Here is a 19,835-nt window from a genome sequence, read left to right on the forward strand (position 1 = left end):
TCTCGATTACCATCCTCCAGTTAGCCGGCTGGGCCTTTCCGTGAACAACCTGGTGGGTTTACACATCTAGGGATCCCCAGAACGCAGTTTACAGGGTTTCCCCGCCCGCCAACCCCGCCGGCGATGGCGGGCTGTGCCTCTGGCAGGTGTGACGTGCCTACCGTTTCAGATGTCTCAACAATGACGTCTGCAGGGCTCGCCGATTGCCCCTGAGGCCAAACTCAATTTGGATGGGCTGGAGTGCCCGCCCTTGAGGACCTCGTGAATCATGTCCGGGTGCCATCCAGCGCCCAGTTGAAATCATTGATGCGTTCATCGGCGATGTAATACAGCACACTCCCCGGCGCGACCTGCATGGACAGCGAGGGATTGATGGCAATCGGGTCGTAGTGACTGGCGGCCACGCCGATCAGTGTCGCGTCGTAGCGTTCCTTGAAGAGGTGAAAGAGCGCCTTGAGTTCGACGCTTTGCTCACCGGCATACTCGATGGAATATTGCGTCATGCCCTTGTCGACACTCAGCAGCTCGTGCTGCACACGACTGGAGCCCGGATCCATGGCCGCCTTGGCGAGCATTTCGGTGGCAACGGAGGGCATCGGCTCGATATTGGGCAGGTGGCGCTTGAGCAAATGCCCCATGTTCTGGTTGTTGAAATAGGTGATGACATGGGCCTCGGAGTTGGCATTGCAGACGAACAGGGCCGCCGAGGAGGTGGCGTCATCGTCCTGACAGTCGATGATGATGCGTGCCGCTCTGTCGACGCCGGCGCGCTTCATGTCGGCTTCGTCGGTGAAGCTTGCCACCCGCACAAAGCCGATCCGGTCGGGGATGGGGTTTTCCATCTCGGTCCGCACGCACAAGGCCAGCGGGCGCTTGTCGGCTTGATAGTCGAGCTCGCGCAGCAGGAGTTTCAACAACTGCAGCGTGTGTTCCTCGTTCCAGCCAATCACCAGGATATGCTGGTCGTAATCCAGAGAATCCAGACCCATCACGCCCTTTCTCCACAAGAAGGAAATATGGGCCGCCAGGCGGCCAATGAGAATACCGAAGAGCCCCAGCCCCAGGGGAAGGACAAACAGGCTGGTTACCCACTTGCCGGCCGAGGTGACCGGCGAGAAATCGCCATAGCCGACGGTGGAGGCCGTCACCACGATCCAGTAGAAGAAGTTGCCGGGGGCGACAATATCAGCTTCCCCGCACAGCCACATCAGCAGCCAGCTGGCCACCAGGTAGAACATCAGAGCCAGCAGCAGGTTGTACCACTTGAGCTCGATGAAATGGCGAATCAGCAGTTGTTTGACTTTGTACAGTATATGCATGCTGAGTCGTTTTCCCGGGCCTTCCGAAGTGGGCGAAGGTGTCAGGGAAAGGGGGAAGTTGGTCGCATTGACCGTGTCCGTTCATCCGTGACAACTGTCGTGCCAGCGGTTCCATGAGCGGCTTGCGCCGAGGGGCCAGGGTCCGCCAGTGCTGTGTCGGCGGCCGTCCTTTAGCCGCGTCCGAAGCGCCGGTATATTGGCAAAAAAGGGCGGAGCTGGCAACGCGCATCACGCCCTTGTGTAGCCAAGGGGCGCGGACTGCCCGCCATCATCCAAGGACCCTGCTATGACCCTGGTCGAGGCGCTGGCGCTGCTGCTGATCGGCAGCCTGGCTGGTTTCATCAATGTACTCTCGGCCGGCGGCTCCATGCTGACCCTGCCGTTACTGATGTTCATGGAGTTGCCGCCGCAGGTCGCCAACGGCACCAATCGCGTCTCCATCGCGCTGCAGAGCGTCTCGGCGGTCTATCATTTTGTGCGTGCCGGGGCGCACCATCTCGGCCTCTCGCTGCGCCTCGCGTTACCGGCGGTGGCGGGCTCGCTGGCGGGCGCCTGGCTGGCCCTGCGCACCGGCGATGCGCTGTTCGAGGCGATTCTCATCGTGGTGATGAGTGGTGCGGCGCTGCTGATGCTGCTGCCCCAAGCGCCGCTCGATACCCGGGCGCTGACCCCGGCGCGACTGACGCCGGCGGTCTATCTGGCGATGTTCGCCATCGGCCTCTATGGTGGTTTCATTCAGGTGGGAGTAGGGGTCCTGTTTATCGTGGTGCTGTATCGCATGCTGCGTATTGACCTGGCGCAGGTGAATGTCTTCAAGGTGCTGATCGTGCTGATCTATACCCTGCCGGCGCTGGCGCTTTTCGTGCTCAACGACCAGGTGCGCTGGGGGTATGGCCTGCTGATGGCGGCGGGCAGCATGACCGGGGCCTGGCTGGCGGTGAAGGTCAATGTCAGCCCGCGTGGCGCCCTGGTGGTCCGTTGGCTGACCTTGGCGGTGATTGCCGCCATCATCCTGCGGCTTTTGCTCGGGTGAGGCGCTGGCGGAGCGCCTCGGGTGCCGGCCTGTCGCGTCAGCGCGGCGGGGCCGCGTCACTGGCGTCATCGGCACTCAGGCCCAGGTTGCTGACGCCGTCATTGCGCCCGAGCGTTCGCATTGCCTTGATGGCGTCTTTGTCGAGTCTGGCCTGGGCGGCTTCGAGCGCGGCGTCCTGGAAGTCGTTTTCCTCGATCATGAGGGGGTGCTCGCGGGCCAGTTGCGCCAGCTTCTCGGCATCCTCCTCGCCCTCGGTCAGTTCGATGAAGGCGCGGACCCCGCCCCGCGAAGTGCGGCTGACCTCGAGGATCGAGCCGGGGGCATCGCCGCGCAGCGTATCGAGCAGCGAGGAGAGAGCGACCACGGCCTCCAGGGCGCGTCGTGCGCCAAAGCTGTCGTCCTCGGCGGGAGGCTCCAGCTCGGCCAGCTTTTCGGCCTGGCGCTCGAAGTCGATGCGCGCCTCCTTGACGCTCAGTTGCTCCCAGACCAGGGCCAGTATCGCGCGCAGGGCCTGGGGGTCGCCGTGACCGCTGGTCTCGGCATAGAGGGCATAGTTGGGCACCAGGCGCTCGCAGAGCGCGGCCATGAAAGCCTGCTGGCCGCGCGGCGGCAGGGCCTGGAGTCGGTCAAAAAAACCGGAGGGTGACGAGGACATGCAATCTCCTGTGTGACATCTTGCTCAGGGCCAGAGGCGTTCCGGGGCAACCCGGCCGCGCTGGTCGAAGGCTACGCCTTCCTCGATCAGGCGGCGGCCTTGTTCGTCGGCGCCGGGGTGGTCAGCCAGCCGGCGTGACGCGGTGATGACGCGGAACCAGGGCAGGCCGTGACCGGCGGGCAGCTCGCGCAGTGCCCTGGCGACTAGGCGCGGAGTGGCACCCTCGTTCATGGCGGCGATCCGCCCGTAGGTGGTCACCCGGCCGTGAGGAATCTCGGCCAGAATGGTCAGAATCTGTTCCTTGAGGGCAGGCTTCATGTACCCTTTCGCTCCAATCCGTCCTTCATGCCATCCGCGAGGTCTGACATGCATTTTCATCTGCTGCAGCACAGCCCGCACCAGGGGCCTGCTCGAATCGCCGACTGGCTGGATAGCATGGGGCATAGTCATACCGTTTTCCATCTGCATGACGGCGAATTGACCCCGAAGCTCAAGGATGCCGACGGGCTCATCGTGCTGGATGGGCCGGAGGAGCGGCAAGTCGACCCCGCAGCGCCCTGGCCGCGCCCCGAGAACAAGCTGATCGATCGGGCGCTGGACGGCCGCAAACCCCTGCTGGGGGTGGGCTACGGCGCTCGACGCATTGCCGAGGCACTGGGCGCCGTGGTGTCCGGCGGCACCCATGCCGAGCGTGGCTGGCACCGGGTGCATTTGGCGCCGCAAAGCCCCTTCGATCTGCCCGAGGTCTTCGAGGCGTTCATGTGGCATCGCGATATCTTTGCGTTGCCCGAGGAAGCCCTGCCGCTGGGGGGCAGTGAGGCCAGCCCCATGCAGGGCTTCAGCTGGGATGCCCACCGGGTGATCGGTCTGCTCTGTCACCTCGAGGCCACTCCGGCGAGTGTTGAGTCCATGCTGGCGCATCGGCCCGCGCTGGATAGCGGCCCCTATGTGCAGTCGCGCCCGGCCATGCTCGACGACGCGCGACGTTTCGATCGCCAGGCGCCGTTGCTGGATCGCCTGCTTTCCCAGTGGCTGGCCAGCGTGCCGCGCTGAGCGACGCCTTGCTCCGGGTCAGGCCGTGGCGCTCTGGCGAGCCGCCCAGTCCTGCGCGGCGGCCAGGCAGCTTTCCCAGTCGCCGACGTGTAGGAAGTGCTGGTCGTGGTGCTTCTCCAGCTGATAGCGGTACATCGGATCGTAGTACTCGGTCAGCAGGGGCGCTAGCCAGGCTTCGTGGGCTCTGGGGTTGCCGCGCTCGTGCTCGCGGAAGGCGAGTTCCTGCAGGCGCTGCAGGCGAGCCAGCCGGGCGCTGCCGAGCCGCTTGCGCAGGCGCAGAAGAGCACTGGACAACTGCTTGCGCATCAGGCGCCAGCCCAGCCAGTCGCCGAACTGCCCCTGATAGACCGCCCACAGATCCTCGATATAATCCTTGTGAATTTGCTCCAGCCGCCAGTCCAGCGGCATCTCCACGCGGAGGCGGGGTGCCTGCTGCATGCCTCGCCAGAAGGTCAACGGGATGTTGGCGACGCCGATCTGGCGGGACTCGTCCTCCAGGACCAGCGGCCCGGGTAGCCCCAGTAGGCGCCGCCCCATGTCGTGCTCGAAGTCGATCTGTGACGGCGCCTCCAGAGGATGTCGGCCAAAGGCCGAGCCCTTGTGGCGGGCGCAGGCCTCGAGATCCAGCCCGCACTCGAGGGCCTTAATCAGGCTGGTCTTGGCACAGCCGGTGAGGCCGCCGACCACCAGCTGGGGCTGCTCGGCGGCGGCATCGATGCGCGCACACAAGGCCTGGCGCATGGCCTTCCAGCCCCCCTGGATGCGCGGCCGTGGCATGCCCGCCTCGGCCAGCCATTGCTGGGCAATCCGTGAGCGAAGCCCGCCGCGAAAGCAGTAGATGATGGCGTCCGGGTGGCGTTCCACCAGTGCCTGCCAGGCGGCGATCCGCTCGCGGCGCACATCGCCCGCCACCAGTCGCTCGCCCAGCGCGATGGCCGCCTGCTGACCGGCCTGCTTGTACTCGATGCCGACTCGATGACGTTCCTCATCGTTCATCAGCGGCAGGTTGACGGCTCCCGGCAGGGCGCCCTGGCGGAACTCCACCGGCGCGCGCACATCGACCAGCACCTTGCCTGCCTGCAGTAACGCCAGATCGGGCTCGATCAGCTCGGGGTTCATCCCCGCACCTCGATACGCGCCTCGCCACGGGCCGTGACGACTTCCCCGAAGGATTCGAGCGCGAGGCCATATTCCCGCCCGAGGCGTTCGATATCGTCCTCCCAGGACGGGTGTACCGAGAGCAGCAGCCCGCCGGAGGTCTGGGGGTCGCACAACCACTGCCAGTGCGCCTCGTCCATGGCTGGCAGGGCCTTGCCGAGGGCCTCGCGGTTGCGTCCCGAGCCGCCGGGCACCGCACCCTGGCGCCGATAGGCCTCGGCCTCGGCCAGGCGCGGCAGTCGGCGGAAGTCGATGCGTGCCGCCACGCCGCTGGCCTCGCACATCTCGGCCAGGTGGCCGGCCAGGCCGAAGCCGGTGACGTCGGTCATGGCATGCACGCCCTGGATGCGTGCCAACGCCATGCCGATGCGGTTGGTCTCGAGCATGGTGCGGCGGGCCAGACCCTGATGACCGGGCTCCAGGCGGCCCTGCTTCTCCGCCGTGGTCAGCATGCCCACGCCGAGCGGCTTGGTCAGATAGAGCAGGTCACCGGGCCTGGCCCCCTTGTTGAGCTTGAGGTGCTCGAGGTCGACCAGGCCGTTGACCGCCAGGCCGAAGATCGGCTCCGGAGCATCGATGGAGTGCCCGCCGGCCAGTGCCAGCCCCAGTTCTCGGCACACGGCCTGGGCGCCGCCAACCACGTCCCCGGCGATCTCCGCGCCGAGCTTGTCCAGCGGCCAGCCCAGGATACCCAGCGCCATGACCGGCGAGCCGCCCATGGCGAAGACATCACTGATGGCATTGGTGGCAGCGATGCGGCCGAAATCGAAGGGGTCGTCGACAATCGGCATGAAAAAATCGGTGGTGGCAATCATGCCGCGGCCGTCTCCCAGGTCATAGACCGCTGCATCCTCGCGCCCTTGGTTGCCGACGATCAGTTGCGAGCTCGAGGTGCCGGGACCGGCCCTGGACAGGATGCTGTCCAGTACGTCGGGGGCGATCTTGCAGCCGCAGCCGGCGCCGTGACTGTATTGGGTCAAGCGGATCGCACTCATTGGGGTCTCCTTGGCAGATGGGCCTGATGTATCGCACGTGTAAGCCCGGGGGATCAGCCGCCGGCGCGCTTGACCTTGAAACCGCGCTTCTCGAGCTCTTCCTGCAGGGCATCGCGCTGATCCCCCTGGATCTCGATTACGCCCTCCTTTAGGGCGCCGCCGGTGCCACAGCGCTTCTTGAGGGCCTTGGCCAGGGTCCTGAGCTCCTCGGTCTTGAGCGGCACCCCTTCCACCAGGGTCACGCCCTTGCCCTTGCGGCCCTTGGTTTCACGCCGCAGGCGCACGATGCCATCCAGCGCCGACAAGCGCTCATCCTCGGCGGCGTCGGCACAGCGGCACTCCTCCACCGGCTGCCGACAGTCCGGACAGGTATCGCCGTGCTCAGTCGAGTACACCAGCCCGCTCAGTTGGTCGCGCAGAGATGCCATCTCGGGCTCCTCATCTCGTCATGGCTTTGTTGACCATGGTAACGCGTCAGGCGACGCTAAGGCATGTCAGGTTATCCACAGCCGGATGGCTTTCATGCCCTGTGGATGATGCCGCGAGCAGCGGCCTCCGCGCTCATGGCGTGCCACGGCGCGGCAAGTCGAGCTCGCCCGGTGTCTAGCCGGAGGTGAAGACCAGCGACAGGGCCCCCACCAGGTAACACAGCGCGATGCCCAGACTCTCGAACCCGATGCGCCCCGGGCCTTCGCGCTCGCGGTGGATCATGCCGACCATCAGAATGGCGGTCATCAGCAGCGAAAGGGCGACCCACAGCGCCACTGGGTCGGCGATGGCGTGATAGATCGAGCCACCGCGATAGGCCACATCCGAGGCGGCAACGAAAAGCGTGTCGAAGGCATTGCCGCCGATGATGCCGGCCACGGCCAGGGTCAGGGCGCCACGTCGCACCGCGGCCACCGAGGTGACCAGCTCGGGCAGTGACGTCACCACAGCGGTCATCAGAGCGCCGACCACGGATTGGCCAAGGCCGGTCGCCGAGGCGATCACGGAGGCGGCACGCTCGAGCAGAAAGCCACTGACGGCGAGCGCCAGGGCCAGGCCGATAAAGCTCAGCCACAGGTTCAGGGCCGAGCGGGTCATGGCCTGTTCATCCGGGGTTTCGGGCTGTGTTTCCCGGGTGTTGGCTGGCCGCCACATCGGTCGGTCCTTGGTCCGGTCCGCCAGGCGCAGGCCGTACAGATAGGCAATCAGCAGTAATGGCGTGATCGGATGAACCTGCCACAGGGTCCACTCTGGGGCGAAGCGCCCTACCAGCACCAGCGACAGCAGGCACAGCAGCAGCCCACCCTGCATGAGGTTGCCGATGGAGGCCGCCGCATGTTCCAGGTTGGCGCGCCGGTGAACCAGGTCGGCGATGGTCAGGAAGAGGGTCTGCACGGCGATGCCGCCCAGCGCATTGCTCATGGCCAGGGTGGGCTTGTCGTCGAGGGCCGCGGACACCGACAGCACCAGTCCCGAGAGAGAGGTGGCCATGCCCAGCAAGACGGCGCCGGCAATGGCTTCGCCGAGTCCGGTTCGGTCGGCGAGATCATCGACGATTCGCGTTAGCTTGGTGCCGGCCACGCCGATCACCAGGGTGCAGCCCAAGAAGAGAGTAATGGCGGTGCCCAGGGGAAGGTTGGTCAACACGAACGCAGCCCCTCCAGCGTCAGACAAGGGGGAAGGGGGCAAGCGTGGAATCTGGCCCGGTCACAGGCGGGTTCGGGCATTTGGGCTCCTGCTGGGCATTGCTGGACGATCAGGTTCTCGCCCTGCCATGATGCGGACATGGGCGACATTGGCTCGCCAGTTCACAGTGTTCAGCGGAGGTCGTCAAGTCATGAAACGCCACATGCTCTGGTCAGTGGTCGGTTACACGGCGGTCATGGGCGCCAGCCTTCTGACACGTCGCTCGGCCCGCGAGGCCTACCGCAGAACCACCGGTGATACGCCTCCCGAAAATCCCGCTCGTCGTGATACGCGCTGGCGCGATGCGCTGCTCTGGGGCATGGCAAGCGGCGCGGTGGTGGGCGTGGCCCGTGTGGCAGGCAGTCGTCTGGGCGAGGAAGCCCGGCGGCGAGGCGAGCGTGGTCGAACGCGGCGCTTGCTGAAGCATCTCGAAGACTGAGCCGGACGCTGCCCCGGCTACCGGGCTTTGCTCTGGCTCAGTTGACCATCACGCTGGGCTGGGAAAGGCGTGCGATCACGGTGGGCAGTTGAAACATGCTGGTGATGCCGATGGCGCCTTCCGGCGTTTCCTCGACATCCGGGAAGCGATTGAGATGGATGACCGTCATGCCGGCGGCCAGCGCCGACTCGACGCCGACCAGGGAATCATCGATGGCCACGCAGTCGGCGGCGGCAAAGCCCATGATGCTGGCAGCATGCAGGTAGATGCAGGGGTCGGGTTTCCAGCACTGGGCATCGTAGGCACTGAACAGACACTTGCCGAACAGCTCGGCCAGCCCGGTCGCCTCCAGGGACGTGCGGATCTTGGTTTCCGGGCCGTTGGAGACCACGCCCATGGGGATCTTCGACAAGGCGGCCAGGGCCTCGGTGGCGCCCTCGATGGGTTTGAGGTCGGTTGCTAGGCGCCGGTTGAGGTTGCGGCGCATCTCGCGTTCCAGAGGGTCCAGCCGGGCGGCATCGACCTCGCCGTGACGGCGCTCCAGTTCGGCGACGATATGCCGGAAGCGTGCGCCGCGGAACTCTCCGATATAGTCGCCGGCGTCGAAGGGCAGGCCCACGGCGTTCAGGCTGGTCGCCATCTCGTCGGCCAGCAGCGGTTCGCTGTCGACCAGGGTGCCATCGCAATCGAAGAGCAGGCAGAGAGGGCGCATTGTTACTGAGCCTTGTTGTAGATGTTGATAAGCGAACACGATGCAGGACCAAAGGATGCTTGCCGTTAATTAAAGACTATGTTCGGCATTTTGTGAACACTGTTTTTCAATGCTTCATCATCGTTGCCCTTTCGATACCCCGGTGAGAGCCGCCATGCCGGGCGATACTCGGGTGTTCGCATCCGAAACCCGCGAACTGTCGCCGCGCGATACGCCCACAAAAAGGGGCGGCCAAGTGCCGCCCCTCGCCGGTCGAGTGCCGAACCCGATCAGGTCACGCGCGGAGCCAGTTCGCCACGCTCGTAGCGCAGGAACATCTCCTCGAGATTGATCGGCTTGATCCTGGACGCGTTGCCGGCGGTACCGAAAGCCTCGTAGCGGGCCTTGCAGACCTCCTTCATGGCGGCGGTGCTGGCCTTGAGGAACTTGCGCGGGTCGAACTCGGCCGGGTTCTCGGCCAGGAAGCGGCGCACCGCGGCGGTGGAGGCCAGGCGCAGGTCGGTGTCGATATTCACCTTGCGAACGCCGTGTTTGATGCCCTCGACGATTTCCTCGACCGGCACGCCATAGGTCTCCGGAATCTGGCCGCCGTGCTCATTGATCACCTCCAGCCACTCCTGTGGCACGGAAGATGAGCCATGCATCACCAGGTGTGTTTCCGGGATGCGGGCGTGGATCTCCTTGATGCGCTGGATGGAGAGGGTGTCGCCGGTGGGCGGGCGGGTGAACTTGTAGGCGCCGTGGCTGGTGCCGATGGCGATGGCCAGGGCGTCCACATGGGTCGCCTTGACGAACTCGGCGGCCTCTTCCGGGTCGGTGAGCAACTGGTCGTGGTCGAGCTTGCCGGCGGCGCCCACGCCGTCTTCCTCGCCGGCCATGCCGGTTTCCAGGCTGCCCAGGCAGCCCAGCTCGCCCTCGACGGAGACGCCGCAGGCATGCGCCATCTCGACGGTGCGGCGGGTCACCTCGACGTTGTAGTCATAGCTGGTCGGGGTCTTGCCGTCCTCGCCCAGCGAGCCGTCCATCATCACCGAGGAAAAGCCGAGCTGAATCGAACGCTGGCAGACGGCGGGGCTGGTGCCGTGATCCTGGTGCATGGCCACCGGGATGTGCGGGAACTCTTCCACGGCGGCCAGGATGAGGTGCCTGAGGAAGGGGGCGCCGGCGTATTTGCGCGCCCCGGCGGAGGCCTGAATGAGAACCGGCGAATCGGTCTCGTCGGCCGCCTCCATGATGGCGCGCATCTGTTCGAGGTTGTTGACGTTGAAAGCGGGTATGCCGTAGCCGTGTTCGGCGGCATGGTCCAGCATCTGGCGCATGCTGATGAGTGCCATGGAGGTTCCTCTGGGGTCGATAGCGGGTCTTGAAGGTGTGGCGCACCGGGGCGCCACGGGATTGGATGTCGCTGGGCCCGGGCGCGCCGCCACCCGGGCCGCCGGCGTGAGCCTTATTGTGCCGCGGCTTCCAGGGCGGCAACGGCGGGTAGCGTCTTGCCCTCGACATATTCGAGGAAGGCACCGCCGCCGGTAGAAATGTAGGAAACGCGATCGGCAATGCCGTACTTGTCGATGGCCGCCAGGGTGTCGCCGCCACCGGCAATCGAGAAGGCGTTACTCTCGGCGATGGCCAGCGAAAGGGCTTCGGTGCCGCGACCGAACTGGTCGATCTCGAAGACGCCCACCGGGCCGTTCCATAGGATGGTGCCGTCGGCCTTGAGTTGTTCGCCGAAGCGCGCGGCGGTCTCTGGGCCGATGTCCAGGATCATCTCGTCATCACCCACTTGGTCGATCGGCCGAGTGACCGCGCTGGCGCTTTCGGAAAACTCGGTGGCCACCACCACGTCGCTGGGCAGCGGGACCTCGACCCTGGCCATCAGTGCCTTGGCCTGGTCGATCAGGTCGGCCTCGTGCAGCGACTTGCCGACGTTGTAGCCGGCGGCGGCGATGAAGGTGTTGGCGATTCCGCCACCGACGATGATTCGGTCGCACTTCTCCGACAGTGCCGTCAGGACGTCCAGCTTGGTGGAGACCTTGGAACCGCCGACGATGGCGGTCATGGGACGTGCCGGCGTGGCCAGGGCCTTCTCCAGGGCGGCCAGCTCGTTGGCCAGCAGCGGGCCGGCGCAGGATTCCGAGGCAAAGCGGGCGACCCCATGGGTCGAGGACTGGGCGCGGTGGGCGGTGCCGAAGGCATCCATGACGAAGACATCACAGAGGGCGGCATACTGACGCGAAAGCCCTTCGGCGTCCTTCTTCTCGCCGGTGTTGAAGCGTACGTTCTCGAGCAGCGCCACTTCACCTTCCACCAGCTCGACCGGGGTGTCGAAGTAGTCCTTGACCAGGCGCACCGGGCGCTCGAGCAGCTCGCTCAGGTGCTCGGCCACCGGCGCCAGGGAAAACTCCTCGGCGGGATCGCCCTCGGTGGGCCGGCCCAGATGGCTCATCAGCATCACCCTGGCACCGCCGTCGAGCGCGGCCTGGATGGTCGGCAGGCAGGCACGCAGGCGGGCATCGCTGGTCACCTTGCCGTGCTTGACGGGCACGTTCAGGTCTTCGCGGATGAGTACACGTTTGCCGCTGAGGTCGAGGTCGGTCATCTTGCGCACGTTCATGAAGTAGAATCCTCGTCTGAAAAGCCGAAAATGATCAAGTGTGAAAAGTCAGGCGCTGCCGAGCCTGGCGACCCGCTGGGCCACATCAAGCATGCGATTGGCAAACCCCCACTCGTTGTCGAACCAGCACATCATCTTGATCAGGCGGCCACCGGCAACCCGGGTTTGCGTGGCATCCACAATACCCGAGCGCGGGTCGTGGTTGAAGTCGATCGAGGCCATGGGCTCTTCGGTATAACCGAGCAGCCCGGCCAGGCGAGTGGTACAGGCGCTGTGCAGCAACTGGTTGACGCTGGCGGCCGTGGTATCGGCACGCACGCAGAGTGACAGGTCCATGGCCGAGACATTGATGGTCGGCACGCGCACGTGCAGGCATTCGAAACGCTCGGCCAGTTGCGGCATCAGGCGACTGATGCCGCGCGCCAGGCCGGTGTCCACGGGAACGATGGAGTGCATGGCCGAGCGTGTCAGGCGCAGGTCGGTCTGGTGATAGGCATCGATCACCGGCTGGTCGTTCATCGCGGAGTGAATGGTGGTGGTGACGCCATGCTCCAGGCCCAGCGCCTCGTCGAGCACGGTCAGCACCGGCACCAGGCAGTTGGTGGTGCAGGAGGCCGCCGAAATGATGCGGCAGTCGGGCGTCAGTTCGGCGTCATTGATTCCGGTGACGATGGTGGCGTCAACATCGCTTTCGGCCGGTTGGGAGAACAGCAGGCGCCCGGCCCCGGCCTGCAGATGCTGCTCTGCCGTCGCGCGGTCTTTGAAGCTCCCCGAGCACTCGAGGACCAGGTCGATGGCCAGTTCGTCCCACGGCAGGGCGGTGGGCTCGGGCTCGGAGAGAACACGGATTGGCCGGCCGTTGATGAAAAGGTGCTCGCCAGCGACGCTCACTTCCCCGGGGAAACGGCCATGGGTGGTGTCATAGCGGGTCAGATAGGCGATAGTATCCAGCCCTGACAGCTCATTGATGGCGACCACTTCGAGATCAGGCTCGCCACGCTCGACCAGGGCGCGCAGGACGCACTGGCCGATACGGCCGTAACCATTGATGGCGATGCGAAGAGCCATGTTGGGCCTCGGTAAGCTCGGTAAAATTGTGCTGGCGCCGAAAATGACAGGCCGCTTAGTCTACCGCAAAACACGCCTGGCGTCCCGGGTGGCTGGACGTGCTCCGGTGGCTTCGGCAGTCTGTGGGTAGTGTCTTGCCTGATGGCGCCAGCCGATGCAGACCCCCGGGTAGACTTCGTCATCCGTCAAACCACCATGGAGAGGAATCAATACATGACTGACACGACTCAGCTGCTTGGCGATGAAGCCGACAGCCTGCTGAATCACGTATGCCGGGGTGTGCCGGCGACGTCGATTCACCAGCCGGGGCCGGACTTTATCGACCGTGTGATGGCCGACAGCGACCGAAGCCCCCAGGTACTGCGCAACATGCAGTCCATCTACAACCATGGCCGTCTGGGCGGTACCGGTTATGTCAGCATTCTGCCGGTCGATCAGGGCATCGAGCACTCCGCCGGGGCCTCCTTTTCCCCCAATCCGCTGTACTTCGATCCGGCCAATATCGTCGAGCTGGCGATCGAGGGTGGCTGCAACTGCGTGGCCTCGACCCTCGGCGGGCTGGCCTCGGTGGCGCGTCGTTACGCCCACAAGATTCCGATGATGGTTAAGCTCAACCACAACGAGACGCTGACCTATCCGGCGGTCTACGACCAGACGCTGTTCGGCCAGGTTGAGCAGGCCCATGCCATGGGCTGTGTCGCGGTGGGGGCGACCATCTACTTCGGCTCTCCGGAAAGCCGCCGCCAGATCCAGGAAGTCAGCGAGGCCTTCGAGCGGGCGCATCAGTTGGGCATGGTAACGGTCCTCTGGGCCTATCTGCGCAACCCCGAGTTCAAGAAGGATGGCACGGACTATCATGTGGCGTCGGACCTGACCGGTCAGGCGATCCATATGGCCGCGACTCTCAAGGCGGATATCGTCAAGCAGAAGCTGGCCGAGAACAACGGCGGCTATCGCGCCGTCGGCTTCGGCCATACGCATGACAAGGTCTACGATGAGCTGACGTCCGACAACCCCATCGACCTGGCGCGTTACCAGGTGGCCAACTGCTACATGGGGCGTACCGGCCTGATCAATTCCGGCGGCGGCTCCAAGGGGCACTCCGACCTGGGCGAGGCGGTGCGTACCGCGGTGATCAACAAGCGCGCAGGCGGCATGGGGCTGATCTCCGGTCGCAAGGCCTTCCAGAAGTCGATGGCCGAGGGCGTCGAGCTGCTCAACGCCATTCAGGATGTGTACCTGGACGACCGCATCACTATCGCCTGATACGAGGTCGATCCATTGCGGCGCTCGCGGCATGGATCGACGCTTTCAGGGGCGGATCGAATGAGTCTCGTGAGACATGAAAGGGGCGCGGCCGGTAGGTCGCGCCCCTTTGTTCGTCTTGAGTTCCTGACGGTTGCCGGGCCGATGGCCTCATGGCTTCTTTCGCAACCCCGTCGATCAGGCATGTCGCCCGTGGCTGATCCGTCGACAGGTCTCCGAGGGGGCGCTGTGAACCTTTCCCTGGGTGCTACCGATACCATTCACGGCATCGGCCCCTTCTTCGACCTGTCGCCGGCGCCCTTCGCGAGCTCCAAGGGTGATTTGGCGTCAGCCTTCGGCGTCGTCCAGCAGTTGCTCGGCTTCCTCGATCACGTTCTCGGCGGTGAAGCCGAAGTGCTTGAACAGGTCGCCGGCCGGGGCGGACTCGCCGAAGGTGGTCATGCCGATGACGCGACCCTCGAGGCCGACGTACTTGTGCCACAGGTCCGGGTGAGCGGCCTCGATGGCCAGGCGGTTGCCGACCTCGGCGGGCAGTACCGACTGACGGTAGGCGGCGTCCTGGGCATCGAAGACATCGGTTGACGGCATGGAGACCACGCGTACCGCACGGCCTTTGTCGGCTAGCGCCGCGGCGGCGTCCATGGCCAGGCCCACCTCGGAGCCGGTGGCGATCAGGATCAGCTCCGGCGTGTCGGCGCTGTCCCGCAGGATGTAGCCACCGCGCTGGATGCCGGCCAGCTGCTGCTTGTCGCGGGTCTGATGGGGCAGGTTCTGGCGCGACAGCACCAAGGCGGTGGGGCCGGACTGACGCCTGAGGGCGGCGCTCCAGGCGGCGGCGGTCTCCACGGCGTCACAGGGGCGCCAGGTCGACATGTTGGGCGTGGTGCGCAGGCTGGTCAGTTGTTCGATCGGCTGGTGGGTGGGGCCGTCCTCGCCCAGGCCGATGGAGTCATGAGTGAACACATAGACGCTGCGCACTCCCATCAGCGCGGCCATGCGCACGGCATTGCGCATGTACTCCATGAAGATCAGAAAGGTCGCGGTATAGGGCACGAAGCCGCCATGCAGGGCGATGCCGTTGGCGATGGCGGCCATGCCGAACTCGCGCACGCCGTAGTGCAGGTAGTTGCCCTCGGGGCTGCCTTCCTGGGAGCCGTCGGGGGCGATGGCCCGGGCGCCCTTCCAGGAGGTCAGGTTGGAGGGCGCCAGATCGGCGCTGCCGCCGAGCAGCTCGGGCAGCTGCGGGCCGAGCTCGTTGAGGCAAGCCAGCGAGGCCTTGCGCGAGGCGGTGGTCTCGGCCTTGTCCTGGGCCTGCTCGATCAGCGCTTCGCTGCTCAGTTCGGCGGGAAGATCGCCCTGCTGGCGGCGCAGAAACTCGCGGGCCAGCTCGGGATGTGCCTCGGCATAGCGCTCGAAGCGGGCTTGCCAGTCGGCCTGGCGCTGCTGGCCGACTTCGGTGGCGTCCCAGCCCTGGTAGAGCGCCTCTGGCACATGGAAGGGCGCATGCGGCCAATCCAGCTGCTCGCGGGCCGCGGCGACCTCGTCTTCGCCGAGCGCCGCGCCGTGGCATTCTTCTTTGCCCTGCTTGTTGGGCGCGCCGAAGCCGATCACCGTCTTGCAGATGATCAGGCTGGGCTTGTCGTCTTGGCTGTGGGCGAGCTCGATGGCGGCCTTGACCTCCTCGGGCTTGTGGCCGTCGACGTTGGGCACCACGTGCCAGCCGTAGGCCTCGAAGCGCTTGGCGGTGTCGTCGGTGAACCAGCCCTTGACCTCGCCGTCGATGGAGATGCCGTTGTCGTCGTAGAAGGCGACCAGCTTGCCGAGCTGCTGGGTGCCGGCCAAGGACGCCACCTCATGGGAGATGCCTTCCATCAGGCAGCCGTCGCCGACGAAGCAGTAGGTGTGATGGTCGACGATGGTGTGGCCGGGGCGGTTGAACTGGGCGGCCTGGGTGCGCTCGGCGATGGCCATGCCGACGGCATTGGCCAGGCCCTGGCCGAGGGGACCGGTGGTGGTCTCGATGCCCGGCGCGTAGCCGTACTCGGGATGGCCGGCGGTCTTCGAGTGCAGCTGGCGGAAGTTCTGCAGCTGCTCGAGGCCGAGCTCGTAGCCGGTGAGATGCAGCAGGGAATAGAGCAGCATGGAGCCGTGTCCGTTGGACAGCACGAAGCGGTCCCGGTCGGGCCAGTGCGGGTCGGCCGGGTTGTGCTGGAGGAAGTCGTTCCACAGCACCTCGGCGATGTCGGCCATGCCCATGGGGGCACCGGGATGCCCGGAGTTGGCCTTCTGGACGGCATCCATGGAAAGAGCGCGAATGGCGTTGGCCAGTTCGAAGCGGGTTGGCATCAGGTTGCTCCTCGCCTGCGGCGGTAGTCTACAAATACCCTCCGGCCGGGGCTGGCCGGGCATTTAGCTGGCTGGAAGCGCCGCGAGAGGTAGCGGCGCGGCCGAAATCGAACGGTTATTGTCGCCGAGATGCCAGCTGCCTTCAAATTGTCGCGCGATCCGCCTGGCCATGGGCGACCTTGCTAGGAAGGCTGGCAGCTAAAGTGTAGAATTTCTCATCGAATAATTGCCCGAGTGGTGTCGCAAGCACCGCCCGGCGTCTGCGTCGCCGCCTGTTCTGGCGGCATGCCCTGCCGCCGTTACCACCTTATGTTGAGGGTCGAGGACGCCATGAGCGAATATCCCCTGTTCACCTCCGAATCCGTGTCCGAAGGACATCCGGACAAGATTGCCGATCAGATCTCCGATGCGGTGCTGGATGCCATCATCGCCCGCGACAAGCATGCCCGCGTGGCCTGCGAGACCATGGTTAAGACCGGCGTGGCGATCGTCGCCGGCGAGATCACCACCTCGGCCTGGGTCGATCTCGAGGATCTGGTGCGTCGCGTCATCCTGGATATCGGTTACACCTCGTCGAAGGTCGGCTTCGATGGCGAGACTTGCGGGGTGCTCAACCTGATCGGCAAGCAGAGCGTGGATATCGCCCAGGGCGTCGACCGCGCCAAGCCAGAGGACCAGGGGGCCGGTGACCAGGGCCTGATGTTCGGTTATGCCACCGATGAGACCGAGTCCTACATGCCGGCGCCGATCCACTACTCGCATCGCCTTGTTGAGCGGCAGTCGGAACTGCGTCGTCAGGGCGTGCTGCCCTGGTTGCGCCCCGATGCTAAGAGCCAGCTGACCTTCCGCTATGACGACCAGGGCAAGCCCTGTGCCGTGGATGCTGTGGTGCTCTCGACCCAGCATGACCCCGAGATCGATCAGCAGGAGCTGCGCGACTGCGTGCGTCGCGAGATCATCGAGCAGGTGATCCCCGCGGAGTGGCTGACCGCGTCCACCCAGTATCACATCAACCCTACCGGCCAGTTCGTCATCGGCGGCCCGGTGGGCGACTGCGGCATGACCGGCCGCAAGATCATCGTCGACACCTACGGCGGCACGGCACGGCACGGGGGCGGTGCCTTCTCCGGCAAGGACCCCTCCAAGGTCGACCGCAGCGCTGCCTACGCCGGCCGCTATGTGGCCAAGAACCTGGTCGCGGCAGGGCTCGCCGAGCGCTGCGAGATCCAGATCTCCTACGCCATCGGCGTCGCCGAGCCGACCTCGGTGTCTGTCAACACCTTCGGTACCGGCCGGATCAGCGACGAGCGCATCGTTGCCCTGGTGCGCGAGCACTTCGACCTGCGACCCAATGCGATCACCCGCATGCTCGATCTGCAGCATCCGATGTATCAGCTCACGGCGGCCTATGGCCACTTCGGCCGCGAGCCGTTCGAGCATTCCTATACCTGGACCGACACCAACGGTCAGGAGCAGGTCGAGACCTTCACCGCCTTCCCCTGGGAAAAGACCGATCGCGCCGCCGATCTGCGTGCGGCCGCTGGCCTCCAGTGACGCCGGTTGTGTGCGTGACCACGCCGCGCGTGCGTAGTGGATGTCGCACAGGGTGAGAGGCTCAGCAGCGTGGCTCCTGCCGGCTCGACTTGCTAGGTTTCCTGTCATGCACCACCTGATGGGATCTGGCGGGGGAGGTTGTCATGGCGGGGCGGGGCGGTCTGGCGGCGCGATGTTCGGGGCGGGGTCTGCTGCTGTTGTGTCTGTGCTGGCCCGCCGCCGGGCTGGCGGACTGCCCGCCCTGGTCTTCCGAGCGCGCCGAGCGTGAACTCCAGGCGCTTCAGCAGCGTCTGGTCGCCTGGGATCGCGCCTATCGTCAGGATGGCCATTCTGCGGTCAGTGACGCTGTCTATGACCAGGCACGGGCACGTTATCGGGACTGGCGCGCGTGTTTCCCGCAGGTTGCCGCACTCGCTGACCCGCACTTTTCCACCCCGGCTTCCAGCGGGGCCGGCCAGGCAGCAATGCCGTTGACCGATGGCCGCTTGCGGCATCCCGTTCCCCAGTCAGGCCTGAACAAGCTGGACGACGCCGCGGCGGTCGAGGTCTGGCTGCAACGCCGCGATGACGTCTGGATGCAGCCCAAGGTCGATGGCGTGGCCGTGACCCTGGTGTACGAGTGGGGCCGACTGCAGCAGGCCATCAGCCGCGGCGATGGTCGGGTCGGCCAGGACTGGACGACGACGGCGCGTCGCATCCCGGCGGTGCCGGATCGCTTGCCGAGCGAGCAACGTCTGGTGCTGCGCGGTGAGCTCTATCAGCGTCTCGAGGGCCATGTTCAGGCCGCGGGCGGCGCGGCCGGTGCCCGTAGCCGGGTCATCGGCTGGATGGCCCGTGACCGGCTGGGCGATGCGCAGGCCGAGCGTATCGGGCTGTTCGTCTGGGACTGGCCCGGCGGGCCGCCCACCATGCGCAAGCGGCTGGCCCGCCTGGCCGAGCTGGGGTTTCCCGAGGCGGCGCGCTGGACCCTGCAGGCCGATTCGCTGGGCGCGGTTCGCGATCAGCGCGAGTACTGGCATCAGGCCGCGCTGCCCTTCGCCACCGATGGCCTGGTGCTCAAGCAGGCCGGGAGGCCTGGTCTTGCAGGGCGCGGCGAGGTACCTCCCGACTGGGCGGCGGCCTGGAAATACCCGCCCCGCTCGGCGCTGGCCGAGGTGCGTGGCGTGGCCTTCGAGATCGGCCGCACCGGACGCATTACCCCGCTGCTGCACTTGCACCCGACGCCACTGGCCGGGCGCAGCATCCGCCGCGTCTCCGTCGGCTCGCTGGCGCGCTGGCAGAAGCTGGATATTCGCCCGGGGGACCGGGTGGCGATCAGCCTGGCCGGGCATACCATCCCGCGGCTGGATAACGTCGCCTGGCGCGCGCCTGAGCGGCCCGACGTCACGGCGCCCTCTCCCGATGAATACCATGCGTTGAGCTGCTGGCAGCCCGAACCGGGCTGCAAGGGCCAGTTCCTGGAGCGCCTCGCCTGGCTGAGCGGGGAACAAGCACTGGATCTGGCGGGCGTCGGGCCGGGGACCTGGAAATCCCTGGTCGAGGCCGGGCTGGTAACGCGACTGCTCGACTGGATGGGGCACTCCGCCGAGTCGTTGCAGGCGGCGTCGGGGATCGGCGAGGTACGCGGGCGGCGCCTGGCAGCTCGCTTCGCGGCAGCGCGCCAGCGCCCTTTTCGTGCCTGGCTGGAAGCGCTGGGCGCGCCACCCGGCGCCCTGGCCGGTGTGGCAGCGGGTGAGCGCGTCAGCTGGGCCGAGCTGGCCACGCGCCGCCGCTCGCAATGGCAGGCCCTGCCGGGCGTGGGGCCGGTGCGTGCGCGTGCCCTGCGCGACTTCTTCCGCCATCCGGAGGTACGCCGGCTGGCGGCTCGGCTGGAGCAGGCGGCAATATCAGGCTTCTAGCGCGATACCTTGTTGGGGATCCGTCCCGCTGCCTATAGTGAAGATAGTCTCGCC

18 protein-coding genes are annotated in these 19,835 nt (G+C 66.0%); 6 read left to right on the forward strand and 12 right to left on the reverse strand.

Annotation, left to right across the window (positions count from 1 at the left end):
* Positions 1-266: 266 nt before the first annotated feature.
* Positions 267-1,319 (reverse strand): potassium channel family protein, encoded by a 1,053-nt coding sequence (locus QWY74_RS06420; RefSeq protein WP_264826913.1) that lies wholly within the window; start codon positions 1,317-1,319, stop codon positions 267-269.
* Between the two features lie 286 nt (positions 1,320-1,605).
* Between QWY74_RS06420 and QWY74_RS06425 the strand changes: the two genes are divergently transcribed.
* Positions 1,606-2,352, forward strand: a complete 747-nt coding sequence (locus QWY74_RS06425) for a sulfite exporter TauE/SafE family protein (RefSeq protein ID WP_264826912.1) — start codon at positions 1,606-1,608, stop codon at positions 2,350-2,352.
* Positions 2,353-2,389: 37 nt separating this feature from the next.
* Here QWY74_RS06425 and QWY74_RS06430 read toward each other — a convergent pair whose 3' ends face one another.
* Both QWY74_RS06430 and QWY74_RS06435 read right to left on the reverse strand, forming a co-directional pair.
* Complete coding sequence (locus QWY74_RS06430) at positions 2,390-3,007, reverse strand: YjaG family protein (protein WP_264826911.1); 618 nt, start codon at positions 3,005-3,007, stop codon at positions 2,390-2,392.
* Positions 3,008-3,031: 24 nt separating this feature from the next.
* Entirely contained in the window at positions 3,032-3,325 is a 294-nt protein-coding gene (locus tag QWY74_RS06435; RefSeq protein WP_264826910.1) for an MGMT family protein, read from the reverse strand.
* A 48-nt stretch (positions 3,326-3,373) separates the two neighbouring features.
* Between QWY74_RS06435 and QWY74_RS06440 the strand changes: the two genes are divergently transcribed.
* A complete protein-coding gene (locus QWY74_RS06440) occupies positions 3,374-4,060 on the forward strand; it encodes a type 1 glutamine amidotransferase (protein ID WP_264826909.1) in 687 nt (228 codons plus the stop codon).
* An 18-nt stretch (positions 4,061-4,078) separates the two neighbouring features.
* Here QWY74_RS06440 and mnmH read toward each other — a convergent pair whose 3' ends face one another.
* From mnmH to QWY74_RS06460, 4 genes are all read right to left on the reverse strand, one after another.
* The gene (gene mnmH / locus QWY74_RS06445; protein WP_290314019.1) at positions 4,079-5,179 is read right to left on the reverse strand and encodes a tRNA 2-selenouridine(34) synthase MnmH; all 1,101 of its coding nucleotides are present in this window, start codon (positions 5,177-5,179) and stop codon (positions 4,079-4,081) included.
* On the reverse strand, positions 5,176-6,213 hold the full coding sequence (gene selD, locus QWY74_RS06450; RefSeq protein ID WP_264826906.1) for a selenide, water dikinase SelD: 1,038 nt from the start codon (positions 6,211-6,213) through the stop codon (positions 5,176-5,178). Before selD ends, mnmH begins: the two co-directional genes overlap by 4 nt.
* Before the next feature lie 53 nt (positions 6,214-6,266).
* Entirely contained in the window at positions 6,267-6,641 is a 375-nt protein-coding gene (locus tag QWY74_RS06455; protein WP_264826905.1) for a translation initiation factor Sui1, read from the reverse strand.
* 175 nt (positions 6,642-6,816) lie between these two features.
* Positions 6,817-7,848 carry a sodium:calcium antiporter gene (locus tag QWY74_RS06460; RefSeq protein WP_264826904.1) on the reverse strand — a complete coding sequence of 344 codons (1,032 nt, stop codon included), beginning with the start codon at positions 7,846-7,848 and terminating at the stop codon, positions 6,817-6,819.
* A 190-nt stretch (positions 7,849-8,038) separates the two neighbouring features.
* On the opposite strand from QWY74_RS06460, the gene QWY74_RS06465 reads away from it, so the two are divergent.
* Positions 8,039-8,326, forward strand: coding sequence for a DUF4235 domain-containing protein (locus tag QWY74_RS06465; RefSeq protein ID WP_264826903.1), 288 nt, complete (start codon positions 8,039-8,041; stop codon positions 8,324-8,326).
* A 37-nt stretch (positions 8,327-8,363) separates the two neighbouring features.
* On the opposite strand, the gene QWY74_RS06470 is transcribed toward QWY74_RS06465, so the two are convergent.
* The 4 genes from QWY74_RS06470 to QWY74_RS06485 form a co-directional block, all read right to left on the reverse strand.
* Positions 8,364-9,038: an HAD family hydrolase gene (locus QWY74_RS06470; RefSeq protein ID WP_264826902.1), complete on the reverse strand. Its 675-nt coding sequence runs from the start codon at positions 9,036-9,038 to the stop codon at positions 8,364-8,366.
* 269 nt (positions 9,039-9,307) lie between these two features.
* A complete protein-coding gene (fba, locus tag QWY74_RS06475; protein ID WP_264826901.1) occupies positions 9,308-10,372 on the reverse strand; it encodes a class II fructose-bisphosphate aldolase in 1,065 nt (354 codons plus the stop codon).
* Between the two features lie 113 nt (positions 10,373-10,485).
* The gene (locus QWY74_RS06480; protein WP_264826900.1) at positions 10,486-11,649 is read right to left on the reverse strand and encodes a phosphoglycerate kinase; all 1,164 of its coding nucleotides are present in this window, start codon (positions 11,647-11,649) and stop codon (positions 10,486-10,488) included.
* Positions 11,650-11,697: 48 nt separating this feature from the next.
* Positions 11,698-12,717: a type I glyceraldehyde-3-phosphate dehydrogenase gene (locus QWY74_RS06485; RefSeq protein WP_290314021.1), complete on the reverse strand. Its 1,020-nt coding sequence runs from the start codon at positions 12,715-12,717 to the stop codon at positions 11,698-11,700.
* Between the two features lie 213 nt (positions 12,718-12,930).
* Here QWY74_RS06485 and QWY74_RS06490 point away from each other — a divergent pair, with 213 nt between their 5' ends.
* Positions 12,931-13,983 carry a class I fructose-bisphosphate aldolase gene (locus QWY74_RS06490; protein WP_264826898.1) on the forward strand — a complete coding sequence of 351 codons (1,053 nt, stop codon included), beginning with the start codon at positions 12,931-12,933 and terminating at the stop codon, positions 13,981-13,983.
* 327 nt (positions 13,984-14,310) lie between these two features.
* Here QWY74_RS06490 and tkt read toward each other — a convergent pair whose 3' ends face one another.
* Positions 14,311-16,329: a transketolase gene (gene tkt, locus QWY74_RS06495; protein WP_264826897.1), complete on the reverse strand. Its 2,019-nt coding sequence runs from the start codon at positions 16,327-16,329 to the stop codon at positions 14,311-14,313.
* 330 nt (positions 16,330-16,659) lie between these two features.
* Between tkt and metK the strand changes: the two genes are divergently transcribed.
* Positions 16,660-17,883, forward strand: coding sequence for a methionine adenosyltransferase (gene metK / locus QWY74_RS06500; RefSeq protein WP_264826896.1), 1,224 nt, complete (start codon positions 16,660-16,662; stop codon positions 17,881-17,883).
* A gap of 143 nt (positions 17,884-18,026) precedes the next feature.
* On the forward strand, positions 18,027-19,781 hold the full coding sequence (ligB, locus tag QWY74_RS06505; RefSeq protein ID WP_290314022.1) for an NAD-dependent DNA ligase LigB: 1,755 nt from the start codon (positions 18,027-18,029) through the stop codon (positions 19,779-19,781).
* Positions 19,782-19,835: the final 54 nt, after the last annotated feature.

The organism is Halomonas almeriensis (assembly GCF_030409235.1).
Taxonomy (GTDB): Bacteria; Pseudomonadota; Gammaproteobacteria; order Pseudomonadales; family Halomonadaceae; genus Halomonas; species Halomonas almeriensis.